Below are 23,618 nucleotides of genomic sequence, written 5' to 3' on the forward strand. Positions count from 1 at the left end.
GACCGTAACATGCGAGCCCGCCGGGGTCGACCGGCAAAGGTCCGGACGGCGCATGGCAGAGCGCCGCCCCGGAGGCGGCAAGCGGAGCCCCGGCCCTTGGGGCCGGGGGTCGAGCGGAAGGTCAGAGCACCAGGTGGCCGCTCCAGAGACCGAGCAGCCCGGCAAGCGCCATGAGGATCACGGCCAGGCAGACGATCCATTCCACCATGCTGAGTCTGGCCCGTTGTTCGCGTTTGCCGAGAATGAACAGCGGCAGGCCGACGGCCCAGACCACAGCGGCCAGCAGCACATACTTCAGGCCGGCGCCGTAGAGCATGAACAGCACGAAGCACACGGCGAACGCCGACAACGCCATTTCCCAGTAGCGGCCGTGGGCCTTGCCGGCCTCGTAGCCGCGACCGGTGCAGGCGCATTTGAACGAGTACATGGACGACAGCAGGTACGGAATCAGCGCCAGCGACGTGGAGAACGACAGCAGCGCGAGATAGCCGGCATGGCTGAAGCCTGCGACCAGCATCATGGCCTGGGCGATACCGGTGGTGAGCCACATGGCATTACGCGGCGCGCCGTTGGCGTTGAGCCGGCCAAGCCACTGGGTAGCGCTCTTGCCACGGCCGGACAGCATCACTTCCTCGGCGCTCAGGGCGACCCAGGCGATCAGCGCGCCGACTACCGAGACGATCAGGCAGATATTGATCAGCGTGCCACCCCACGGCCCGACCATCGCAGCCATCAGCCCGGCCATCGACGGCTGGTGCAGTTGCGTGATCTGCGCGGCTGGCAGGATGCCCAGCGCCAGCACCGAGGTGCCCACCAGCAGCAGCGAGACAATGATCGCCCCCAGGGTCGATGCCTTGGCCACGTCGGAAAGATTACGCGCCCGGGTAGCGTAGATGGTCCCCGACTCCAGCCCGATCAGCGTCCACATGGCGGCCAGCAGGACAGTCTTGCTCTGCTCGAAGATCGAGGTGCCGTGGGCTTGCCCGCGGAAGTCAGTCATGAACACCCTGCTGTCGAAATGATAGATCGCCAGGCCCAGGAACAGCACGATCGGCACCACCTTGGCGACGGTGGCGATGTTGTTCATCGTGGTACTGGTTTTCACCCCGCGCAGGACCAGCGCATTGACGATCCACAGCAGCGCAGAGGCGGCGAAGATCGCCGGCCAGGTGGTGCCGTCGCCGAAGTAGGAGAACACGCCAAAGGCACCCAGCGCGCTGAAGATCACCACCAGGTAGGAGGCGTTGCCGATGGCGTCGCCGGCGCCGTGGCCGTAGGCACCGATGAAACCGGCGATATGCCCGAAGCCCGCCTTGGACCAGCCGTAGATGCCGTCATCGATGTTCGGCTGGCGCAACGTGAGGTTGCGGTAGACCGAGACCAGCGACAGCATCCCGAAGGCCACGATGGCCCAGCCGCAGAGAATGCCGAGAGCGCCGGCTCCACCCGTTAGCGTGGCTGGCAGTGCGAAGATACCCGAGCCGATGGCGCTGCCTACGATGAGTGAGGTGAGGCCGAACAGGCCGACTTTGCCGTCGCCTGCACCGCCCTCCACGTGTGCGAGATGTTTCATGATTCGACTCCTTCCGAAGCAGGCCCTATCGGGTCGGTGATTCCGTTCTAATACCCGGCGTGGTGAGTAAAGCTGATCTGAGGCAGATTGGCAGACGACTCACCCTCGAACATTTGCGAGCCGGCACAGACGGTATTGACTCGCTCGGAAAGACCCGGTGCAAGGCCAGGGCATAAGGCTATGCCCAATCGATCTGCAAGATTTTCCCGCCTCGCTCCACAGACCAGTCAGCGGACCGCGAACCGGTCCTGGTTCATTGACCTGTCTGGGAGACTCCAATGCCCCTGCCTTCGCGCACCGATGCGCATCCCCCTGGCGCCGCACACAGTTGGCAGGCGCTGCGCGACGCCCTGGAACACGACCGCCTGGGCCGTGGCGAATGGCCGACCTGGCTGCTGCTGGCTGGCGTGCAGCTCGCCTGGTTCGCCCTGCTGCTGTCCAGTCCCTGGCTGGGGCTGTGGCCGACCACCGTGCTGCTGGTGCCGCTGGTGACGCTGTGGATGTCCGTGCAGCACGAAATCATGCACGGCCACCCCACCCGCCTGCCGTGGCTGAACAAGCTGCTCGGCTACGCACCCTACGCCCTGTGGTATCCCTACACCCTGTACCGCGACAGTCACCTGGCCCACCACCGCGACGAAGAACTGACCCTGCCCGGCATCGACCCGGAGAGCCGCTACATCGGCGACCGCCGCTGGCACGGCCTTGCGCTGCCGGCAAAGGCCCTGCGCTGGGCGGACAAGACCCTGCTCGGCCGCCTGCTGATCGGCGCGCCGCTGGCACTGGCGGGGCTGGCCGCCGAGGAAGGCCAGCGGCTGCGCCAGGGAGACCGCCAGGCGTGGCTGATGTGGATCACCCACGGCGCGCTGAGCATCGCGCTGCTGGCGTTCGTGCAGCGCTTCAGCGTGCTCACTGCGCTGCACTACGTGATCTGGGTCAGCGTGCCGGCACTGGCGCTGGGCATGCTGCGCTCCTTCTACGAACACCGCCCCGCCGCCGCGCCGGAACAGCGCAGCGTGCTCAACGAAGCGGGCTGGCCGTGGCGCTGGCTGTTCCTCAACCTCAACCTGCACCTGGTACACCACGACCTGCCGTGGCTGCCGTGGTACCGCCTGCCCGAGGTCTACCGGCAACGCCGCGAACACTGGCTGGCGCGCAGCGGTGGCTTCCTCGTGCATGGCTATGGCGAACTGCTGCGCCGCCACGCCATGTCGCCCGTGGACAGCCCTCGCCATCCCTTCGCCGGACAGGAACCCGCAGCATGAGCGAACATCTGGCCGAACTGCCGATGTACACCGCGCCGGACAGCCTGCGTGCAGCCGGCGAACAATGGCTCGCCCATACCCTGTCCGCGCTCGGCGTACAGCGCCGCCCCTGGCGCGGCGATGACCTCCAGGCGCTGTTCCTCGACCCTCGCCTGCTGCTCACCCAGACCTGCGGTTACCCACTGATGACCGCCCTGCGCGGCCGGGTCCGGCTGATTGGCCGGCCCGACTACGACCTGCCGTACAGCGGCGCAGGCGAACACTGCAGCCTTCTGCTGGTGCGCGAGGACGAACCGCGCGCCAGCCTGGCTGACCTGCGCGGCTGCCGGGGCGCGGCCAACAACCCGGACTCCAACACCGGCATGAACCTGCTGCGTCACGCCCTGGCCCCCTGGCAACGCGACGGGCGCTTCTTCGGCGAACTCCACTGGAGCGGCAGCCACCGCCGGAGCCTGGCCTGGCTGCGCGCCGGCAAGGTCGACCTGGTGGCGGTCGACAGCGTCACCTTCGCCTACCTGGCGCTCTACGCGCCGGAGGAAACCTGCGGCGTGCGCATCCTCCAGCGCAGCGCTCGCAGCCCCGCCCTGCCCTACATCACCGCCGCTGACGAAACGCAGGCCGAACGAATCCGTGCGGCCTTGAACCTGGCGCTGGCCGCGGCCCCGGACGCCGCCCGGGTGCTGCGCATCCGCCAGGTGCTGCCGGCGGCCCGGAGCGACTATCAGGTGCTGCTCGACTACGAGCGGCATGCGGCGGCGCAGGGGTTGCCGCTGCTGCACCCGGCGCAGCGACCGGCGCGAGCGCTGAGGTGACCCGACGCAACCATCGAAAGCGCCAGCGAGCCCAGGGGTCTACGGCGGCGGCCTGGCCCCATTCCCCGCGCTTCGCTCCGCACTGCCCGCAAGGGATGGACGCGCCTCGCGCCAAACTAACAACTTTGAATATATAAATCTGCAACAAAGCTATTTTTAAAGCATAAGCAGCCTTGCTAGGATGCGTTCACCGGAACACCGGACTCCCCTGCATCACTCAGTTTCTGGAGCCGTCATGTCCGGTGTCGACAAATCTCACGGCCACTACGTTGGCCTGCTGTTCCGCCAGCACTATGACTGGCTGCAAGGCCGGCTGCGGCGCCATACCGACTCCACCGCGAGCGCGGAAGACCTGGCCGCCGAGACATTCCTGCAACTGCTCGTGCGTCCCGCGCCGGACCCGATCCGCGAACCCCGCGCCCTGCTCACCACCATCGCCCGCCGCCTGCTGTTCCAGCTCTGGCGACGTCGCGACCTGGAGCGCGCCTATCTCGACACCCTCGACCCGGACGCCGCCGACGAACGCTCCCCCGAGCAGATCGCCGAACTGCTGGAAGCGCTGCAACGCATCGACCAGTTGCTCGACGGCCTGCCGCTGAAGGTCAAGGCGACGTTCCTGCTGTCGCAGGTGGACGGCCTGACCTACCCCGAGATAGCCCGCGCGCTGGGGATTTCCCAGCGCTCGGTGAGTGACTACATGGCCCGCGCGCTGCAACGCTGCCTGAAGGTGAGCCTGTCATGAACAGCGAACAGGAACAGGCGCTGCTCATCGAACAGGCCACCCAGTGGCTGGTGCTGTTGCGCTCCGGCCAGGCCAGCAGCGAAGACTGGCGAGCGTTCGCCGCCTGGCGTGCAAGGGACCTGCGCCACCAGCAATTGTGCGAGCGCCTGGAAACCACCCTGGAAGTGTTCCGCGTCCCGCTGGCTCAGGGAGTGCGCGGCGAACAACTGCAACGCACGCTGAGCGCCACGGGAAGCGGGCGCCGCCGCCTGCTGCAAGGGGCACTGGCCGGTGCCGGCGTGATGCTCGGCGCCGGGCTGCTGGCCAACCGTCGCGTGCCGCTGGAAGAGCTGGGCGCGGACCTCTACACCGCCACCGGCCAGCGCCAGCGCATCACCCTGGACGACGGCAGCGAACTGGTGCTCAACGCCCGCAGCGCGGTGGACATCGACTTCAATAGCCAGCGCCGGCTGCTTCGCCTGCGCAGTGGAGAAATCCAGTTGCGCGTAGCCAATGACCGCAGGCCACTGCTGATCGCCAGCCCGCTGGGGCAGATATCCAGCCGCAGCGGCCGGCTGCAATTGCGCCTGGGTGCCGAGCGCGCCACCGCCATCGCGCTGGATGCGCCGCTGGAATTGGCCACCCTGGCCGGCGAACGTCTGCAACTGCCACGCCGCCAGCAGGTACGTTTCGATCGCTATGCGTTTTCCGCGCCGACGCCACTGCAGGGCGGCGAAGGCGCCTGGGTCGACGGCCTGCTGGAAGTGCGCGGGCAACGCCTGGGAGACGTCATCGACGCCCTGCGCCCATATCGCAGCGGCGTGCTGCGAATCGATCCGGCAGTCGCCGGGCTGCGCGTCAGCGGCCTGTTCCGCCTGGACGACAGCGACCAGGCCCTGGATGTCCTCGCCCGTACCCTGCCGATCCGCATCGCGCGGCGCACCGACCTGTGGGTCAGCGTCGGGCCGGCCTGAGATTCGTCGCACAGATCGCTGATTCCGGCATGCGGTTCTAAGGACATAGCCAATCGATCTGCAAGTTTCCAGCGCGTCGCTGCACAGACATGACGTAAGCGCCGCCCTTTGCAGCGCACTATTTCCGGGGGAGTCATGTCGCGTCATTCCGTTTTCACCCGCAAGGCCGGGGCCTTCGCCCTGGGCTCGCTCGCCACCCTGTTCCTCGGCTCGGCGCTCGCCGCGGGCCCGGCGCAAACCTATCACCTGGCGCCGGGACCGCTGGATGAAGTACTGCTGTCGATCAGCCGGCAGAGCGGCCAGGTGATTTCCTTTACCCCGGATGTGGCGGGCTACTCTTCCGCCCCGGTGGACGGCACCTATTCCACGCAACAGGCTGTGGACGCCGCGCTGCGCGGCACCGGCCTGCAACTGCAGGTCAGCGACGACGGCGCCTTCGTGGTGCGCCAGGGCGCTCAGCGCAGCGCGCCGCAGCGCGCCTCGGAAGCCGCCGCCAGCGGCTCCACGCCGACCCTCGACCGGGTGGTAGCCGTCGGCACGCGCCGCCAGGACGCCACCACGCTCACCAGCATGGCGCCGGTGGACGTGATCGACGCCAGCGAGCTGGTACAGACCGGCGCCACCAGCCTGAACCAGGCGCTGTTCCAACTGCTGCCCTCGTTCAACTTCCCACAGAACCAGAGCGCCACCCGCGGCCAGGATCCCAAGGGGGCCTCCCTGCGCGGACTTTCTCCTGACCAGACGCTGGTGCTGGTGAACGGCAAGCGCCGCCACGCCTCGGCGGTGGTCAATATCTCCGGCGGCGTGCCCTTCATCGGCGCTCAGTCGGTTGACCTGGACATGATCCCGATCAGCGCCATCGACCACGTCGAGGTGCTGCGCGACGGCGCTTCGGCGCAGTACGGCTCCGACGCCATCGCCGGGGTGATCAACATCGTGCTGAAGGAGCGCGACAGCGGCGGGCAGGCCAACGCGCAACTGGGCAAGTACAGCCAGGGCGACGGCTTCGGCAAGTCCGCCGATGGCTGGTACGGCCTGTCGCTGCCCGGAGACGGCTTCCTCACCCTCAGCTTCAACGGACTGAACAACAAACCCGACGACATCGGCGAGAAGTATTACGCCGACGGCCAGTGGCAGGATCCGCGCTGGGGCGGCGCGAGCCGTGAGAAGTTCAACCTGGCGGCCAACGCCGAGATCGGCCTGAGCGACGCCTGGCGCCTGTACAGCTTCGGCACCTTCGGTCGCGACACGTCATACAACAACACCCCGCCACTGCTCGCCGGCAGCCCGAACAACGTGCCCGAGATCTACCCCAACGGCACCATCCCACAGTACCGCTACCACTACGAGGATGCCTCGCTTACCTTCGGTTCGCGCTACGAAGACGAGGCACTGGGGCGCTTTGACCTTTCCGCCACCTATGGCCGCGACAAGCACACCGAGCGCGCCTCGGATACCGTCAACCCCAGCTACGGCGTAGCCAGCCCCACCAGCTTCGACGTCGCCACGCTGATCAACGAGCAGACCAATCTCAATCTCGACTATAGCCGCGACGTGCCGGTGGACTGGGCCTTCAAACCCCTGACACTGTCGGCCGGCCTCGCCTGGCGCGACGAGCGCTACCGCCTGCAGGCCGGCGATTTCGACTCTTACTCCTACGGCGGCATCGACGGCGTGCAGGTCGGCGCGGTGCAGGCTTCCGGCCTGACCCCGGACGACGCCGATACATACACCCGGCAGGTGCGCGGCCTCTACCTGGGGCTGGAGAACCAGCTCACCGAGCGCTTCCAGTTCGGCCTCGCCGCCCGCACCGAGCACTACTCGGACTTCGGCGACACCACCACCGGCAAGCTCTCCGCACGCTACGAGCTGACCCCGCAACTGGGCCTGCGGGCGACCATCAACAATGCCTACCGCGCACCCAGCCTCGGGCAGATCGGCACATCGTGGACCACCACCACCAACGTCGGCGCCGACGGCAACCCGGTGCTGACCCGCATGCTCCCGGTCGACAACCCGGCCGCCCGCGCACTGGGCGCCGAAAAGCTCAAGCCGGAGAAGTCCGACAACTACTCCCTGGGCCTGGTGTGGCGCCCGAGCGAACAGGCCTCGCTAACCGTGGACGCCTACCAGATCGACATCCGCGACCGCATCCTCTACAGCGGCGGCATCTATGGCCCCGAAGCCGAGCGCATCCTCACCGCGGCGGGCTATGGCCAGTACAGCTGGGCGCAGTTCATGACCAACGCCGCCGACACCCGCACCCGTGGCGTGGACGTGGTGGGCAAGTACAACTTCGAACTGGGCGCCTACGGCAATCTCGGACTGTCCGCCGGCTATACCAGGACCCGCACCCGCGTGGAGAAAATCCACGAGAACCCCAACGGCTTCGTCACCGTTACCCGCGAATCCGAAGGCTACCTGGAGCACGGCTACCCGGAAGACAAGCTCGTGCTCGGCGCAGTGCACAGCTACGGTCCCTGGACGTTCAGCCTCTACGAGACGCGCTTCGGCCGCTATCGCAAGTACGCTTCCGATGCCAGCGCGGCGCAGTACGACCAGACCTTCTCCGCCCAGTGGATCACCGACCTGGACATCAACTACGCCTTCAATCGCAGCCTGAAAGTCTCGGTAGGCGCCAACAACCTCTTCGACAGCCACCCGGACAAGTACAACGAACAACTGCGCCAGACCCCGGCACAGCAGTACAGCTACCTCTCCCCGGCTGCGCCGGAGGGGACCTTCTACTACACCAGGCTGACCTACGACTTCTGAACACGGCGCACCTGCGGGTGCGCCTTTGCGCATGGGCATGAAAGAGGACCGACCGATGTATCCGATCAAACGCTGGCTAGGCCACGCGGCACTCGCCCTGGGCCTTCTGGTCCAGGGCGTACAGGCCGCGCCGGAGCCCAGGCCGATCCACTTCGGCGAACTCACCTGGGAGAGCGGCAGCCTGATCACCGAAGTCCTGCGTCTGCTGGTGGAACAGGGCTACGGCTATCCCACCGACACCCTCCCCGGCAGCACCGTGAGCCTGGAAGCGGCGCTGGCGCGCAACGACATCCAGGTGATAGGCGAAGAATGGGCTGGACGCAGTCCCGCCTGGGTCAAGGCCGAATCCGAAGGCAAGGTGTTCGGCCTGGGTGACACCGTGAAGCACGCCGACGAAGGCTGGTGGGTGCCCGACTATGTGATTCACGGCGACCCGGCGCGTGGCATCGCGCCGCTGGCGCCGGACCTGCGTTCGGTGGCCGACCTGCCGCGCTACCGCGAGGTATTCCGCGACGCCGAATCGCCGGACAAGGGACGCTTCCTCAACAGCCCCAGCGGTTGGACCTCGGAGATCGTCAATACGCAGAAGCTCAAGGCCTACGGCCTGGACGACAGCTACGTGAACTTCCGCACCGGCTCCGGCGCAGCACTGGATGCTGAAATCGCCTCGTCGATCCGCCGAGGCAAGCCGGTGCTGTTCTACTACTGGTCGCCGACGCCGCTGATGGGCCGCTACAAGCTGGTGCGCCTGGAGGAGCCGCCCTTCGATGCCGAAGCGTGGAAGACCCTGAGCGATGCGAAGAACCCCAGCCCGCGCGGCAGCCGCTCGATGCCGGCGCGCCTGTCGGTAGGCGTCTCGGCGGCATTCCACCGTGACTACCCGGAGCTGGTGGCAGTATTCGAGAAAGTCGACCTGCCGATCGAACTGCTCAACACCGCCCTGGAGAAGATGAGCACGACCCGACAGCCCCCGCGCGAAGCGGCCCGTGAGTTCCTCAGGAACAACCCGCAAGTATGGCGCGACTGGCTGCCACCGGCACAACGCGAGAAGGTCGAGGCGTCGCTGTGAGTTCGGGATTCCCCCAGGGCCTGCACCACTCCATCGCCGCGCCGGTGAACCGCCTGGTGGACGATCTGGTGCTCAATTACGGCGACGGCCTGCGCCAGGTCTCCGACAGCCTGCTGCAATTGGTAGCCGGATTGGAGAGTGCATTGCGCGCCCTGCCCTGGTGGCTGCTGCTGGGGCTGCTCGGAGTGCTCGCCTGGCACGCCGGGCGCAACTGGAAGCGTGCGCTGGCGCTGGTGGCACTGCTGTTCCTGATCGGCGTGGTCGGTCTGTGGGACAAGCTGCTGCAGACCTGCGCGCTGGTGCTGGTCGCCACCGGCCTGTGCGTGCTGATCGGAATACCGTTCGGCGTGCTGCTGGCCTATCGTCCGCTCGCCCGGCGGCTGCTGATGCCACTGCTGGACGTCATGCAGACCCTGCCCAGCTTCGTCTACCTGATCCCGGTGCTGATGCTGTTCGGCCTGGGCAAGGTGCCGGCAATCTTCGCCACGCTGATCTATGCGCTGCCGCCACTGGCGCGTCTCACCGATCTCGGCCTGCGCCAGGTCGACCCATCGGTGCGCGAGGCCGCGCGCTGCCTGGGCGCCACACGCTGGCAACGGCTACGGCGCATCGAGGTGCCGCTGGCGCTGCCGAGCATCATGGCCGGGCTCAACCAGACGGTGATGATGTCGCTGTCGATGGTGGTAGTAGCGTCGATGATCGGCGCACGCGGACTGGGCGAGGATGTACTGGTCGGCATCCAGACGCTGGACGTGGGACGCGGGGTGGAGGCGGGTCTTGCGATCGTCGCCCTGGCGGTGGTCATTGACCGCGTGACACAGGGCTACGGCGCCCGGCGCGGCGATCCGCGCGCCTGAAGCGGGAAAGACAGTGGCCGTTACGGACGTCCTGTCCGCAACGGCCACTTCGGATGTCCTCAGCAAAGGACACACGAATTGTAGGCCAATGGCCATCAATCTGGTTTCCCGCTGCTCCCGCACATGATTTCTGCACGAACATCTTTCAACAGGCGCCGATCTCCCGGCGAAGTTGTATGACCAGTGCGTCAACCTGGGCTTCTCTGCCCCGCCAGTCGTCCCGGCACTCGCCGCGATAGCCGCGCAATGCCAGCTCCAATGCCGCGCGATGTTCGGGCGGAAGTCGCGGCAGCGCCCACAGGGCCGCCTGGTCTTTCGGCTGGATAGTGTCGGTGGTCAGGGTCAACCACATGCGCGCCAAGGTGAGCAGCACATTGCGCTCGTCTCCACGCACGCCCACCATCAGGCGCGGCAGGTCATCGCGGATCGCCCGGCGCAGGTCCTGCGTGGGTACCGCCTGTAACAGCTCACGCAAGGGCGGCCCGTGCAGCGTCCGGCTCTCCTGCCAGGCGCTGGCCAGCAGCACGGCGACATCCGGGTCTGCTGCCGGCGGAGCGATCCGGCCGGCTTCGAGCCGCTCGCGCAGCCACTCGCCGAACTGCAACTCCAGGCGTGGCGGGTAGCGCCAGGGCAGCACATCGCCCAGGACCAGAACGCTCACTTCAAGCGCCCGTGGCTGGCCGGAAAGCCGCAGCAGTTCGCCCGTCAGCCCGGCCCGCACAGCCTCGTCCAGCGGCGTACGGCTGATGGCCAGGAAGTCCAGGTCACTGTCCGGCCGCAAGCCGCCGTTGACCGCCGAGCCGTACAGGTACAGCGCCAGCAGGTCATCGCCGAGGTAACGCCGCAGCGTTTCGACCACCGCAGTCGTGGTGTCCATGACAGGCTCCATCTCCATCGGGGGAACCGATTCTACGCAAGGCCGCCGTCCGCCGGCGCGCCGGACTGTTTCTCCATGTGCGCTGTGCTATCGCACAAGCACCGGCAACCGCTACCATGCACAGCCGCGTGCAGGCTGGCAGGGAAAGCCGCACCAGCCTTTCCGACAATAATTATTCCGGCGCCTCATCCATGACCGAATCTTCCCGCCGCTCTGCGCTGCGTATCGCCCTCCTCGCCGTCGCCACCCTGGTCACGGCAGCCGTCGCCTTCTTCCTCTGGCAGGATTTCTATCCCGTCCAGGCCGCCAATGGCTGGACCGTCCAGGTAATCGAGCGCGACGTGAAAAAGGCCGCTTCCATCGTGCCGCTGCCCGATGGCGGAATGCTGGTGACACAGGAGCTGAAGAACGACCAGGGCAACATCCTGCGCATCACCCCGGACGGCGAGCGCAAGGTGGTCATCGATGGCCTGTCCAAGCCCGACGGCATGATCGCCACCCGTGGCGGCTGGGTGTTCAGCCAGGAGGCCGACGGCAAGCCGGTGCAGATGCTCAAGGACGGCAAGCTGACTACGCTGTTCGAAGGCAACTCGGTGCAGGGCCTGTGGGACGACGGCGACTACCTGTATGCCATCGAGGACCGCCATGACGACGGCCGCCTGCTGCGCTACCGCTGGAGCGACGGCAACCTCACGGTGCTGCGCGACCGCCTGGAAGAGTCCGAGTCGATCACCCGCTGCACCGACGGACGCCTGCTCTACACCCAGAAGACCCACGGTACGATCCGCCAGCTCACCGATGACGGCCGCGACCCCGAGGTTCTCGGCGGTCTCAACCAGCCGACCTTCATCATGTGCGATGCGCGGGGCATCTGGATCAGCGAAGACTCCACGCACCGCGCCCGCCTGCTGCTGTGGGACGGCAAGGGCGAGCCGAACACCGTGCTGTCGTTCCTCAAGGCGCCGCAGGCCATCGTCGCCGACGGCAAGGGCAGCTACCTGCTGGCCGAAGGCGGACGCAACCGGCTGCTGCGCCTGACGCCTGCGCAGAAGTGAGCCCCCGGAAACGACAAGCCCCGGCATGCCTGACCATGCCGGGGCTTGTCATTGGCAATACTGCGCGGATCACTCCAGCGTAGCGGTCAGTTCCGGATTGCCGAAGGCGCGCAGCTCGGCATTGGACTTCTCGAAATACTGGCTCCAGAAGCCTTGCAGGTTCTGGATCATCTTGCCGCTGCGGTAGCCGTTCTTGGCAGTGGTCGGGACAAACGCGGCGCCATGCACGAACACCCGCGCACCGCCGAAATCCGCCATCAGGTTCTGCTTTTCCACCTTCGCCAGCTCTACCTTGGGATCGATGGTACGGATGCCATTGGCCACGTAGAAGCTGCCGAAGTCGCTGTATTCCAGCATGTCGGAAAGGATGAAGACGACATTGTCGTCGACCCCGCCGGCCTTGTGCATGTCCTGGGCGATCTCCTTCAGCGAGAAGAGAATCTCGCTGCGCGGGATATCGCTGCTGGAAGTGCCCATCGCCTGGGAGAAGGCCTGGCCGAAGCGCTTGAACATCTGCTGCGGCTGCCCCTTCAGGCAATTGTCCAGCTTGCGCGTGGACATCATCGGCACATCCCCGATGACCGCGGGGTCCAGCGGGCGCTCCAGCTCTCCGGCGAAGCGCAACTGGGTGTAGTGGCCGTCGAGGTACGCGCTGAAGCTGTACAACCGCAGCTTGTCGCCGGGCTGGACGAAGCGCTTGATGTGGCCCCAGGCCTTGCGCTGCAAGTCCTGGGTCAAGGGAGTGGTCTGGTCCACCACCACCGTCAGCATGCGGCCCGATGGCGGAGTACGGAATTCCTCGATCTTGGCGGCGGCATAGCAACTGGATACGTCATTGCGTTCCGCCGCCACCAGGGCGGCGGGCGCGAAGGCCAGTGCCAGGAGCAGACCTCGCAGCTTCATCAGGCCTTCTCCATTTCTTGCAGCTTGCGTGCACGGCGCAGCACGGCGACTTCCACACCGAACTTGGCAGCCACAAAGGGCAGGTCTTCGTCCTCGAGATCAGTCAGATCGCCCCAGGCGTTCTTGTCGAACGCGGGCGCGGCGGCGGCCACCTCGGCAACCGGCGCGACGGGAGCGGCTGCCACGGCCGGAGCCGCCTCCGCCAGCGGAACGGGAGCCACCTCCACCACCGGAGCGGGCGCTGCCACCGGAGCCACGACCGGTGCCGGGGCAGCAGCCGGCTGGAACACCAGGCGGAATGCCTCGAAGCTCTGCTTCAGGCTGCCCATTTCCGGATTGTCGTCGCTGATGTTGGAAACACCCGGAGCGAACTCGTTGAACGTCCGCGCCGCGCCGCTCAGATCGCCATCGTCGATCTGCGCCTGAACCTTGCCGATGGCAGCCTTGAGGAATTTCTGGGCCATCTGGCTGGCCATCGATTCGGTAGCGCTGATGTCCTCGACCTTCAGGTAGTTCTCGAACGTACGCTGCAGGAGGTTCTGGCTGGTCTTCTCCTTGTCGTCGGCGCTGACGCGGAAAGTGCGCATCTGCATGGCCTGCAGGGCGCCCAGGGCCGCCTGGGCATCCACCGCGATGGAGCGCGCCTTGTTGTCGTGGTAGCGCTGGAATTCGTCGGCGTTGGCGAAGCCGTGGGTCAGTTCCCAGGCCTTGCGCGAATGAGTGCCGGCGAAGCAGAAGATGTAGGAGAGGAAGGTCGAGGTGGCCTGGATGAACACGAACAGCACGCTCAGCACGGCGAAAGTCACCAGCGAAGCGCGGTGCAGGGCGTCGATCTGGTCCTGGGCGCTCTTGCCGGCGGACTGCTGGCTCAGCTCGGCCATGTCGCCGGTCAGCGGGAAATCGTCGTCACTGCCGCTGGGGAAATCGTCGGCGGACTGGCTCACCGCCGGCGGGTTGGCGATCAGCTCGGCTTCCTGGGCGTTCAGGGTTTCGGTACGCACCCAGAAGGCGGCGCAGGCCAGCACCACGATGAACACGGTATAACCCGAGACCAGGCGGTAGCGCTTGGCCGGCATGGCACCGTCCTTCGGCGCACGTACGCGGTTGAGCATCTGCTGGAACTCGGGGCGGGCATCGTCGTCGTTGGTGTTGTCGATGGTGATGATGTTCTTGCGCACCATGTCACCCATGTCGCCGCCGCCGCGCAGGTCCTCGAAGGACATGATGTGGCCGACCACGGAGTTCTTGTACAGCTCGCGGCCGGAGAACTCGGAGAGCAGCAGGCCGATGATGGAGATCACCAGGCCGATGGCGAAGGCGCCGACCATGGCGGTCTTCGGCGTGGCCAGGGTCAGCGCGAACGGGGCCAGGGCGTAGCCGAAGGCAGTGGCCTCGATCAGCATCAGCGCGATGATCAGCACCCAGATGCCCAGGCTCTTTTCGCGGCGCCCATCCTCGTTGGCCTTGGCCAGGTAGTTCTCGCACTTCTTGAAGAAGCTCTTGTCGACCTTGTGCTTCTGGTAATAGTTGGCATAGAAGGAGCACAGCTCCTTCTCCGAAGAGAGGAAGCCGGACTTGTCGCGGTCCCCCGGATGACGAACCCAGCCGCGGATGCGCCCCACCAGTGGCAGACGCATGCGCACGTTCATCAGCCAGTAGCGCACCTCGCTCCAGTACACGATCACCGGGATGGCCAGGAAGCACAGGGTCACCACCGGCACCACGACGTACCAGTAGGCGAGGAAGAACGCTCGAATCGTATCGAACATGGTCAGCTCTCGTTATTTGCGGATGGGTTGGAAGTTGGCGACGTAGGCCCGGCCCTGCTTCGGGTAGTAGATCTCCCCGCCGGTCGCAGCTCCCGAGCGCTTGTCGAAGACGATGTCCATGCAGGTGACCGGCGACTTCGCCGGGTCTGCCGCGAAGACCCGGTAGAGCACCTTGTCCTCGCCCTCGTAGGTGTTGGCCACGCCGGGGAATTTCACCGACTGCTTCGTGCTGCCGGCCTTGTAGTTGGCGATGAACTGCATTTCCGGTTGCGCCGCCACCAGGGCGTTCTCGCGCAGGATCGACACCGGGCCGATCAACACCACGTGACCGTTGACCACCTTGCCCCAGGGTTTGCCGTTCATGCCCGGCAGGTAGTCGGTGGTCTTCGGCTCGCTCAGCGGTGCGCCGGTCGCGAGGTTCTTCACCTCGCCCTCGTTGCGCGGCAGGTCGCCGATGCAGGAGCTGGCCGGTGCCGCGGCGTAGGCCGGGGAAATCAGGCTGAACGTCGAGGACTTCGGCTTGATGCCCTGGGCCAGGGGCGACGTGGTGCTGAGTACCTGGCTGCCACCGAAATCGATACTGCCCTTGCCCGGCAGGCTGATGCCCGCCGACTGGGCAACCGGCGCTTCGACAGGCGCCTGCGGCTTAACCTTGGCCACCGGAGCGGGCCTGGCCGGCTTGCTGGAAGGCTTGTTCGCCGTCGACCTGGCAGCCGGCGCCGCAGCCGTGCCATGGGCGAGGTACTTGGCGCTGTTGCGCTCGGCGCGCACACGCTCGACCAGCAGTTGCTGGCTCTCCACCTCGGTCATCTCGACGCGCCGGTTCTTTGCCCGGCCAGCTTCGCTGGCATTGTCCGCCAGCGGCCGGGACGCGCCGGCGCCCTGGTAATAGATATCGCCGGCCGGAATGCCGACCTCGGCAAGAATGCTGCCCACCGCACGGGCACGCTGTTCGGACAGGTGCTGGTTGTACTCGGCGGAACCGGTGGCATCGGTGTGGCCAACCACGAGGATTTTCTTGCCGGCGCTCTTCGGGTCGCTGCGACCTTCGGCCAGGGCCTGGGCGATCTTGCGCAACTGGCGCTGGCCATCCACGGTGACCTGCGCCGAGCCGACGTCGAACATCGAGCTGTCCTGCACCTGCGCCTCGATACCGACCACCGCCGGTGCGGTGCCGGGCTGTGCCGCCTGCCCTGCCGGCGCGGCGGCCGTCAGTTCGGTGACCTGGATATCCATCCCCTCTTCCTTGGCGATGGCCTGCAGGCGCTTGACCCGCTGCTGGTACAGATAGGTCGCACCGCAACCCACCGCCGCGCCAACCGCAACCCCCGCCCCGACATCCTTGCCGGCCGCCGCCGCTAGGCCACCACCGATCAGCGCCCCGGCAAGCCCGCCGATGGCACAGGCCGTGGCGCCATTGGTGGAGCCCAGGCCCTTGTCGATGCTGGCACAGCCGCTCAGGCCGAGCGAAATGGCCACGGCGAGCGCGGTCGGCCGCAGGATGGCATTGCTGAACATGACTTCCCCTTACGTCGTGGGTCGGCGGATGAGTGAGAGTGCGGAGGGCTGGCCGTCAGGCCATGAGCAAGGCAGAGCGGCTCTGTCGGAAAACTGGCGGGCAAGGCGCCGGACGGGTCAGGCGCAACTGCATCAGGGAGGGAAAGCGCGAGTCGGCCACGCTGCCGGAAGGCATCGATGGCCTGATGAACGCCGACAGCGAACGACTGGCGTGAAGGTATTGCACCGGTATCCTCCTTGATCGAGTTGCGAGCAGCCGTCATGGCGCTGCGATCTGGCTCACTTTTCGGGCGAGGAATCTATCACATTCTGTATGATATTAAAGTGCTTTTGATGGCATTTTGACGCCACCCTCCCGCCACCCGCCATCAGTCGTGCGCCAGGCACGCCGGGGACGATCTCCGCGGCGAAGATGCCGATGCGCCGACTCGGATACACTCACTCTGCGGCCCTCGCCGCGCCGATGCAGCGGAGCCGGGATGCCAAGGGAAAACTTCAACGATCTGCTCGCCTTCATCACCGTGGCGCGCGAAGGCAGCTTCACCAAGGCAGCAGCGCAACTGGGGGTTTCCCAGTCGGCGCTGAGCCATACCATCCGCGCCCTGGAAAGCCGGCTCGGGCTGCGTCTGCTCAGCCGCACCACGCGCAGCGTGTCCCCCACCGAAGCCGGCGAGCGGCTGCTGCAGACCCTGGCGCCGCGCTTCGAGGAAATCGAGGCGGAGCTGGCGGCTCTGAGCGACTACCGCGACAAGCCGGTCGGCACTATCCGCATCACCGCCGCCGAACATGCCGCCAGCACGGTGCTCTGGCCAAAGCTGGAGAAAGTCCTGCCCCAATACCCGGACATCCGCGTGGAAGTGAATATCGACTATGGCCTGACCGACATCGCTGCCCAGCGTTTCGACGCCGGCGTACGCCTCGGCGACCAGGTCGCCAAGGACATGATCGCGGTGCGCATCGCCCCCGACCTGCGCATGGCGGTAGTAGCCAGCCCCGCCTACCTGGCGCGCAAGGGTCGCCCGGATAGCGTCCAGGCCCTGGCCGAACACGACTGCCTGAACCTGCGCCTGCCCACCTACGGCGGGCTGATGGCCTGGGAGTTCGTCAAGGACGGCCATGAAGTGAAGGCGCGGGTGGACGGCCAACTGGTGTTCAACAGCAGCCCGCATATCCTGCGCGCCGCGATCGCCGGATTCGGCCTGGCCTACCTGCCCGAGGACATGGCCCTCGACGACATTGCCGGCGGCCGGCTGGAGCGGGTGCTGGAAGACTGGTGCCCGACCTTCCCCGGCTACCACCTCTACTACCCGAGTCGGCGCCAGTCGTCCCGCGCCTTTGTGGTGCTGGTCGAGGCGTTGCGCCACCGTGTCTGAGCGCCGGGCATCGGCATGCCCGGCGCAATGCGTCAGGCCGGTTGAAGCGTGGCCATGTCGATGACGAAGCGGTAGCGCACATCGGAGCGCTCCATGCGTTCGAAGGCATGGTTGATCTCGTCCATGCGGATCGTCTCGCACTCCGGCAGGATGTTTTTCTTCCCGCAGAAGTCCAGCAGTTCCTGGGTCTCGGCGATGCCGCCGATGGGCGACCCGGCAACGCGCCGGCGCCCGAGCAGCAGCGGCACGCTGGTGATGTCCTCCAGCGGGCCGACCTGGCCGACGATCACCAGGGTGCCGTCGATGTCCAGCAACGGCAGGTAAGGCTTGAGATCATGCTTCACCGGCACGGTATCGACGATCAGGTCGAAGCTCGACGCGGCGGCCTTCATCGCCTGGGCGTCGGACGACACCAGCAGCGCATCGGCGCCCAGCGCCAGGGCATCGGCGCGCTTGTCGGGGCTGCGGCTGAGCACGGTGACGGTGGCACCGAGGCCCACCGCCAGCTTCACGGCCATATGCCCCAGACCGCCGAGGCCGATCACACCGACCCGACTGCCCGGCCCAACGTTCCAGGTGCGCAGCGGCGAGTAAGTGGTGATGCCGGCGCAAAGCAATGGCGCGGCGCGGCTCGGGTCGAGGTTGTCGGGCACACGCAGGACGAACTCCTCGCGCACCACCAGATGCTTGGAATAGCCGCCCTGGGTCGCTTCGCGGGTGATCCGGTCGACACCGTTGTAGGTCTGGGTATTGCCCTCGCGGCACAACTGCTCCTCACCCTTGCGGCACTGGTCGCAGTGCTGGCAGGAATCCACCATGCAGCCCACCGCCACGGCGTCACCGACCTTGTAACGGCTCACTTTGGAACCGATCGCGGTGACCCTGCCGATGATTTCGTGGCCAGGCACCATCGGGTAGCGGCTGAAGCCCCAGTCGTTGCGCGCCTGGTGCAGGTCGGAGTGGCACACTCCGCAGTACAGGACTTCCATCGCCACATCATTGTCGCGCAGGGCGCGGCGCTCGAAGGCGAAGGGGGCAAGCGGCGTCTGCGCGCTCTGCGCGGCGTATCCATAGGTTTTCATCGGCATCAGTCCTTGTGGCGAGCCAGGCGCCCTTCGATCGGGTAGGCAGGGTCACTGTAGCCCGGCGTAGAGGTGTGGCCTGGCACGACCAGGCTGTCCACCAGCCTCTCGTCTTCGGCGTCCAGGCGCAGGTCGAGCGCCTGCAGGTAGCTGTCCCAGTGGGCTTCGGTGCGCGGTCCGGCGATGGCCGAACTGACCAGCGCGTTGTTCAGCACCCAGGCCAGCGCGAAAGCGATCGGCGTGGTACCGCGCGCGGCAGCATGTTCGGCAATGCGCTGGGCGACCTGCAGCGACTCGGGGCGCCACTCGGTCTGCTGGATACGCCGGTCGCCGCGCCCGGCTCGGGAGTCCGCCGGAGGTGCCGCATCGGGGCGGTACTTGCCGGTGAGAACACCGCGCGCCAGCGGGCTGTAGGAGACCACTCCGATGCCGTAGTGGCCGGCGACGGGCAACTGCTCGACCTCGGCGCTGCGGTCCACCAGGTTGTACAACGGCTCGCTGACCACCGGCCGGTCGATGCCCAACTGGTCGGCCAGGCGCACTACCTCGGCGATACGCCAGCCACGGAAGTTCGACAGGCCGTAGTACCGCACCTTACCCTGGCGGATCAGTTCGCCGACCGCGCGCAAGCCCTCTTCCAGCGGCGCATCGTTGATGCTGCGATGGAAGTAGACGATGTCCAGGTAATCGGTGCCCAGCCGCCGCAGGCTGGATTCCACGGACTGGTAGATCCACTTGCGCGACACGCCCTGGGCATTGGGGCCGTCGCCGAAGGCAAAGCCGAACTTGCTGGCGATCACCCAGTCGTCGCGGCGCGCAGCCACGGCGCGGCCGACCACTTCCTCGGAACGGCCCTTGTGATAGACGTCGGCAGTATCGATGAAATTGACGCCCTGCTCGAAGGCCTTGTCGATGATGCGCCGAGCGGTGGCTTCGTCGGTCTCGCCGCCGAACATCATCGCGCCGAGGCGCAACGGCGGGACTTTGAGGGCACTACGGCCCAGGTAACGGTATTCCATAGAAGAGTCCTCAGTCGGCGGCGCCGCGTTCGGCGAACACCCGGCGGGCGATGCCCAGCGCGGTGGAAGCCGTAGGCCAGCCGGAATAGAAAGCCAGGTGGGTGATCAGTTCGATCAGTTCGTCGCGGCTGACACCGTTGTCCAGCGCCTTGCCGAGATGGAACGGCAGTTCGTTCTGCCGGTACTGCGCCACCAGGCTGGCGACGGTGATCAGGCTGCGGTCGCGGGGCGACAGGCCCGGGCGTTCCCAGACATCGCCGAACAGCACGCCATCGGTGTAATCGGCCAGCGCCGGGGCGATGTCGCCAAAAGCCTTGTGCGCGGTGGAAGATCGTTCGCTCATGGTGTTCTCCGTTTCGCTGGTTGACTGGCCTGCCATGCTACGCAGCGTCAGGCCGGCGATTAAGGCGGGCAACGCACTTGGACCTATGAAGCTAGCTCATGAATCAACACTCCATATTCATGAACCAGACTCATGGACGAATGCAGCTTCATCCGCCCGATCACCCACGTGAGCCATTGAGTAAAGTCCATTCCAGACAATTCGCCGGGCAACTCGGCCCGGCTGGCACGCATCGCCGAGGTCAAGGGCGCGCAGATCGCCATCGCCTGGCTGCTGGCACAAAAGCCTGGAATCGGGCCGGCTCCCGGCAGGCTGCACTGCCTGGAAGAAAAACCTCGGCGCCGCGTTGCGGCAGATCGGCGGCGTGCGCTACCCGTCACACCTGCGGCAGCGAGAGATCACGGAGCGGCGGCGAGAACCCCGAAGGCCGGCACCCGCTGCGTCCCAGCCCGGCAGCCGCGCTCAGAGCGCTTCCAGCGATGCCGGGCGGAACAGCGGCTCGCTGCCCAGCAGGCGAATGCCCTCGGGCGTACTTTCCAACAGCCGGCGCTCGCCTTCCGCGACCCGCAACTCAAGGTCGTAACCCTGCGCGCCGAGGCATTCGACAATGGTGCGGACAGCCTCCCGTGCCCAGGGCACGTCGGAGTCGAAATGGCCGAGCAACTGGCCGTGGCGCTGGATGATCAGGCGGTACTTCTGCATGGAGCCCCTCGCTGCGGTATGACGATGTGCCGCCGGGCGCGGCATTTTGTATCGATTCGAAACCTTGACAGAGACTACCCATCTGGCAGACTTTGTCCAGATAGTTTTTGATCGATACCACTTTATCGTTTCGCGAGAGCCGCGCCATGAGCCTCCCCAACCTTCATCTCGATGCCCTCCTCACCGGGCACGCCGTGCCCTTCAGCCGCCCAGGCTCGCGCAGCGCCATCGCCAAGATCCCTCGGCAACAGCCCCTGGCCGTGACCACGCAGGGGCTTGAGAGCGACGAGCAAGGCGACCTGCGGGTGCACGGCGGCGTGGAAAAGGCTATCCATCACTACCCTCGCGAGCACTACGCGAGCTGGATAGCCGAACTGGGCGAGCATCCCCTCCTGACCCAGCCGGGTGCGTTCGGCGAAAACTTCAGCACCCACGGCTGGACCGAGGCCGACGTCTGCCTGGGTGACCGCATCCGCGCGGGCACCGCGTTGCTGGAAGTGTCCCAGGGGCGCATGCCGTGCTGGAAGCTCAACGATCGCTTCGCGGTGGCACAGATGGCGTTGCGGGTGCAGGAATCCGGACGCACTGGCTGGTACTACCGCGTGCTGGAGGAAGGCGTGGTGGCTGCCGGCGCGACGCTGCAGCTCGTGCAGCGCAACCATCCGGACTGGCCGCTGCAACGGCTGTCCGCCGTGCTCTTCGACAAGCGCGTGGACCCGCACACGCTGCGCGAATGCCTGGCCCTGCCGCTACCGCCCAACTGGCGCCGCACCCTGGAACGGCGCCTCGAACAGGGCCAGGTCGAAGACTGGGGCCCGCGCCTGGAAGGCAAGCCGGCTGGTTGACTCAGGATTCCACGGCCCGTGCCGGGGCTGGCGCCGGCGCGCGGTGCAGGCTGATGGCCCAGAGCACGCCCACGGTCAGCAGCACGATGGCCAGCGCCTCCACCGGGCTCGGCAGGCGCTGCTGATGCAGATAGGCGTAGGCGCAGGCGAACAGCGTCTCGAAGACGATCAACTGCCCGCCCAGGCTCATCGGCAGGCGCCGGGTCGCGGCGTTCCACAAGCCGTTGGCCAGCCACGAGCCGAAGATCGCCAGGAACAGCGAAACCCAGAGGAACACCATCCAGCGCTCGGAAGAAACGCCCGACGGAATCGCCTGCGGAGCCACCAGCGCGCCCACACCAGCCAGCACGATGGCCATGCCGCCGGTGACCATGCCGATCAGCGTCGACCACTCGTGGCTGTTGAAGTGGCTGGCCTTGAGGTAGCGCGCATTCGCTGTGGCGTACCAGGACCAGCAGGCCACCGCACAGAAGCCGCAGACGATACCGAGGATGCGCTCTCCAGGCGTACTGCCCACAGCCATCAGCGCAGTGGGGTCGAGGTTGATGCAGAGGATGCCCAGCGTCACCAGCAGCAGCGGTATCTTCATCCGCGACAGCGGCAGCGAATCGTGTTCCGAACGGCTGCAATAGCTGATCGCCAGCGGCATGACACCGTTGATCAGCGATGCCGCCGCCACTCCGGCGAACTGCACCGCAGCCGACAACAGCGCGAAGTACAGCAGGTTGCCGGTAAGCGCCAGGCGCACCAGCATCGACAGGTCCTCGCGGCCGATCCTGCGCAACAGGCCGAAAGCCACCGGCAAGGCAATCAGCAGCGAGATGGCGCCGTACAGGGCGAAACGCACAGAGCTGATCAGCAGCGGGTTGAACTCAGGCACCAGCGACGGCGCAAGAATCACCCCGCCCCAGATCGCACCCGCCATGCCTGCATAGACCACCCCGCGTTTCATCTCCAACCACCTCGACTTCAGGAAATGCCGCCACGGTAGCGGTTGTGCTAGCGTCTGACCAAGGATAAATCCGCACCGAGGCATTCCCATGAGGAATGGCTCAAGCCATTTACCGGAGAACCGTCATCAGCCGTTATCTACGTACCCTGCCGCCGCTGGAAACCCTGATTACCTTCGAGGCGGTCGGCCGCTACGGCAGCTTCACCCAGGCCGCCACCGAGCTGTTCCTTACCCAGAGCGCAGTGAGCAAGCAGATGCGCGCGCTGGAAGACAGCCTCAAGGTGCCGCTGTTCGAACGCAAACCCCGTGGCGTGGCCCTGACGGCGGCCGGCACGGAACTGCTGGCTACCGTGGACATGCTGCTTGACCGTCTGCAACACAGCGTGCGGCGCATCCGCTCGGTGCACCAGAGCAACGCCGTGTCAGTGCTGGCGACCCACGCGCTGGCGCAGTTCTGGCTGTTCCCCAAGCTCATCGAGTTCAACAAGGCGCACCCGGGCATCGCCGTGCACGTCCACGCAATCAACGAGATCGACGAAGCCAGCCTGGTGGACTTCGACCTGGGCATCCTCTACGGCGACGGCGAGTGGACGACGCTCAACAGCCGCTTCGTGCTGCCGGAGATCGTCTACCCGGTGGCCCGCCCCGACTTCGACGCCTCGTCCATCCGCACCCTCGACCAACTGGCCACCGCGCCGCTGGTGCAGATCGACACCTCGGCCTGGAGCTGCCTGGACTGGCACGACTGGTTCGCCCACTTCGGCAAGGACTACCAGCCCGCCGAAAGCGACCCGGTATTCAACCAGCTCACCCTCGCCTACCGCGCCGTGCAGCAAGGCATGGGCATCGGCCTGGCGTGGAGCTTCATGGCCGACGAAGCGGTGGCCAGGGGCGAGATGCAGCGGGTGACCGACCTTGCGCTGGTCACCGAGCGCGGCGAATACCTGGTGTCCCTGCGCCACCGCCAATTGTCGCCGCCGGCCCAGTTGTTCCATGACTGGCTGCTGGAGTCGGTCCAGGCCGCGTAGGCCGTTCTCGACAGCCGCCATTGGCGGTTTTCTTGGCTAATCTGCAGGGTGGCTCGCCGACGGAGCAAGGACATGGACGCCGCGGACAGAAACTCAGCGGTGAAAT

At 66.4% G+C, this 23,618-nt stretch carries 22 protein-coding genes; 12 read left to right on the top strand and 10 right to left on the bottom strand.

Annotated features, from left to right (window positions below; genetic code table 11):
* Nucleotides 1–121: 121 nt before the first annotated feature.
* Nucleotides 122–1,573, bottom strand: coding sequence for an amino acid permease (locus OU419_RS17735; RefSeq protein ID WP_254475667.1), 1,452 nt, complete (start codon nucleotides 1,571–1,573; stop codon nucleotides 122–124).
* A gap of 278 nt (nucleotides 1,574–1,851) precedes the next feature.
* Between OU419_RS17735 and OU419_RS17740 the strand changes: the two genes are divergently transcribed.
* From OU419_RS17740 to OU419_RS17770, 7 genes are all read left to right on the top strand, one after another.
* Nucleotides 1,852–2,838, top strand: a complete 987-nt coding sequence (locus OU419_RS17740; RefSeq protein ID WP_254475666.1) for a fatty acid desaturase — start codon at nucleotides 1,852–1,854, stop codon at nucleotides 2,836–2,838.
* Nucleotides 2,835–3,650 carry a phosphate/phosphite/phosphonate ABC transporter substrate-binding protein gene (locus tag OU419_RS17745; protein ID WP_254475665.1) on the top strand — a complete coding sequence of 272 codons (816 nt, stop codon included), beginning with the start codon at nucleotides 2,835–2,837 and terminating at the stop codon, nucleotides 3,648–3,650. Before OU419_RS17740 ends, OU419_RS17745 begins: the two co-directional genes overlap by 4 nt.
* Nucleotides 3,651–3,885: 235 nt before the next feature.
* Nucleotides 3,886–4,392: a sigma-70 family RNA polymerase sigma factor gene (locus OU419_RS17750; protein ID WP_254475664.1), complete on the top strand. Its 507-nt coding sequence runs from the start codon at nucleotides 3,886–3,888 to the stop codon at nucleotides 4,390–4,392.
* Nucleotides 4,389–5,345, top strand: coding sequence for a FecR domain-containing protein (locus OU419_RS17755; RefSeq protein WP_254475663.1), 957 nt, complete (start codon nucleotides 4,389–4,391; stop codon nucleotides 5,343–5,345). The genes OU419_RS17750 and OU419_RS17755 overlap by 4 nt, the downstream gene beginning before the upstream one ends.
* A 135-nt stretch (nucleotides 5,346–5,480) precedes the next feature.
* Nucleotides 5,481–8,120, top strand: a complete 2,640-nt coding sequence (locus OU419_RS17760) for a TonB-dependent receptor (protein WP_254475662.1) — start codon at nucleotides 5,481–5,483, stop codon at nucleotides 8,118–8,120.
* A gap of 55 nt (nucleotides 8,121–8,175) precedes the next feature.
* On the top strand, nucleotides 8,176–9,189 hold the full coding sequence (locus OU419_RS17765) for an ABC transporter substrate-binding protein (RefSeq protein ID WP_254475661.1): 1,014 nt from the start codon (nucleotides 8,176–8,178) through the stop codon (nucleotides 9,187–9,189).
* The gene (locus tag OU419_RS17770; RefSeq protein WP_254475660.1) at nucleotides 9,186–10,046 is read left to right on the top strand and encodes an ABC transporter permease; all 861 of its coding nucleotides are present in this window, start codon (nucleotides 9,186–9,188) and stop codon (nucleotides 10,044–10,046) included. The genes OU419_RS17765 and OU419_RS17770 overlap by 4 nt, the downstream gene beginning before the upstream one ends.
* A gap of 145 nt (nucleotides 10,047–10,191) precedes the next feature.
* Here OU419_RS17770 and OU419_RS17775 read toward each other — a convergent pair whose 3' ends face one another.
* On the bottom strand, nucleotides 10,192–10,923 hold the full coding sequence (locus OU419_RS17775) for an aminoglycoside adenylyltransferase family protein (RefSeq protein ID WP_254475659.1): 732 nt from the start codon (nucleotides 10,921–10,923) through the stop codon (nucleotides 10,192–10,194).
* Between the two features lie 191 nt (nucleotides 10,924–11,114).
* Between OU419_RS17775 and OU419_RS17780 the strand changes: the two genes are divergently transcribed.
* The gene (locus OU419_RS17780; RefSeq protein WP_254475658.1) at nucleotides 11,115–11,978 is read left to right on the top strand and encodes an NHL repeat-containing protein; all 864 of its coding nucleotides are present in this window, start codon (nucleotides 11,115–11,117) and stop codon (nucleotides 11,976–11,978) included.
* A 69-nt stretch (nucleotides 11,979–12,047) separates the two neighbouring features.
* Here OU419_RS17780 and OU419_RS17785 read toward each other — a convergent pair whose 3' ends face one another.
* Genes OU419_RS17785 through OU419_RS17795 form a run of 3 tightly spaced genes read right to left on the bottom strand, consistent with a single transcriptional unit; the run spans nucleotide 12,048 to nucleotide 16,168 of the window.
* A complete protein-coding gene (locus tag OU419_RS17785; protein ID WP_254475657.1) occupies nucleotides 12,048–12,881 on the bottom strand; it encodes a hypothetical protein in 834 nt (277 codons plus the stop codon).
* Nucleotides 12,881–14,650, bottom strand: a complete 1,770-nt coding sequence (locus OU419_RS17790) for a hypothetical protein (RefSeq protein ID WP_254475656.1) — start codon at nucleotides 14,648–14,650, stop codon at nucleotides 12,881–12,883. The genes OU419_RS17785 and OU419_RS17790 overlap by 1 nt, the downstream gene beginning before the upstream one ends.
* A gap of 12 nt (nucleotides 14,651–14,662) precedes the next feature.
* Entirely contained in the window at nucleotides 14,663–16,168 is a 1,506-nt protein-coding gene (locus OU419_RS17795) for an OmpA family protein (protein WP_254475655.1), read from the bottom strand.
* A 62-nt stretch (nucleotides 16,169–16,230) separates the two neighbouring features.
* Between OU419_RS17795 and OU419_RS17800 the strand changes: the two genes are divergently transcribed.
* Both OU419_RS17800 and OU419_RS17805 read left to right on the top strand, forming a co-directional pair.
* A complete protein-coding gene (locus OU419_RS17800) occupies nucleotides 16,231–16,383 on the top strand; it encodes a hypothetical protein (RefSeq protein WP_268171863.1) in 153 nt (50 codons plus the stop codon).
* Nucleotides 16,384–16,647: 264 nt separating this feature from the next.
* A complete protein-coding gene (locus tag OU419_RS17805; protein ID WP_254475654.1) occupies nucleotides 16,648–17,541 on the top strand; it encodes a LysR family transcriptional regulator in 894 nt (297 codons plus the stop codon).
* Between the two features lie 32 nt (nucleotides 17,542–17,573).
* On the opposite strand, the gene OU419_RS17810 is transcribed toward OU419_RS17805, so the two are convergent.
* From OU419_RS17810 to OU419_RS17825, 4 genes are all read right to left on the bottom strand, one after another.
* Entirely contained in the window at nucleotides 17,574–18,623 is a 1,050-nt protein-coding gene (locus OU419_RS17810) for an NAD(P)-dependent alcohol dehydrogenase (RefSeq protein WP_254475653.1), read from the bottom strand.
* Between the two features lie 5 nt (nucleotides 18,624–18,628).
* The gene (locus OU419_RS17815; protein WP_254475652.1) at nucleotides 18,629–19,642 is read right to left on the bottom strand and encodes an aldo/keto reductase; all 1,014 of its coding nucleotides are present in this window, start codon (nucleotides 19,640–19,642) and stop codon (nucleotides 18,629–18,631) included.
* 10 nt (nucleotides 19,643–19,652) lie between these two features.
* Nucleotides 19,653–19,985: a carboxymuconolactone decarboxylase family protein gene (locus OU419_RS17820; RefSeq protein ID WP_254475651.1), complete on the bottom strand. Its 333-nt coding sequence runs from the start codon at nucleotides 19,983–19,985 to the stop codon at nucleotides 19,653–19,655.
* A 462-nt stretch (nucleotides 19,986–20,447) separates the two neighbouring features.
* Entirely contained in the window at nucleotides 20,448–20,687 is a 240-nt protein-coding gene (locus tag OU419_RS17825; protein WP_254475650.1) for a cytoplasmic protein, read from the bottom strand.
* 146 nt (nucleotides 20,688–20,833) lie between these two features.
* Here OU419_RS17825 and OU419_RS17830 point away from each other — a divergent pair, with 146 nt between their 5' ends.
* On the top strand, nucleotides 20,834–21,532 hold the full coding sequence (locus OU419_RS17830) for an MOSC domain-containing protein (protein WP_254475649.1): 699 nt from the start codon (nucleotides 20,834–20,836) through the stop codon (nucleotides 21,530–21,532).
* Nucleotide 21,533: 1 nt separating this feature from the next.
* Here the strand turns inward: OU419_RS17830 and OU419_RS17835 are convergent, their stop codons facing one another.
* A complete protein-coding gene (locus tag OU419_RS17835) occupies nucleotides 21,534–22,484 on the bottom strand; it encodes a DMT family transporter (protein WP_254475648.1) in 951 nt (316 codons plus the stop codon).
* 95 nt (nucleotides 22,485–22,579) lie between these two features.
* Here OU419_RS17835 and OU419_RS17840 point away from each other — a divergent pair, with 95 nt between their 5' ends.
* Nucleotides 22,580–23,512, top strand: coding sequence for a LysR substrate-binding domain-containing protein (locus OU419_RS17840; protein ID WP_254475647.1), 933 nt, complete (start codon nucleotides 22,580–22,582; stop codon nucleotides 23,510–23,512).
* The last annotated feature ends 106 nt before the right edge of the window (nucleotides 23,513–23,618 follow it).

Source organism: Pseudomonas triclosanedens (assembly GCF_026686735.1).
Classification (GTDB): Bacteria; Pseudomonadota; Gammaproteobacteria; order Pseudomonadales; family Pseudomonadaceae; genus Pseudomonas; species Pseudomonas triclosanedens.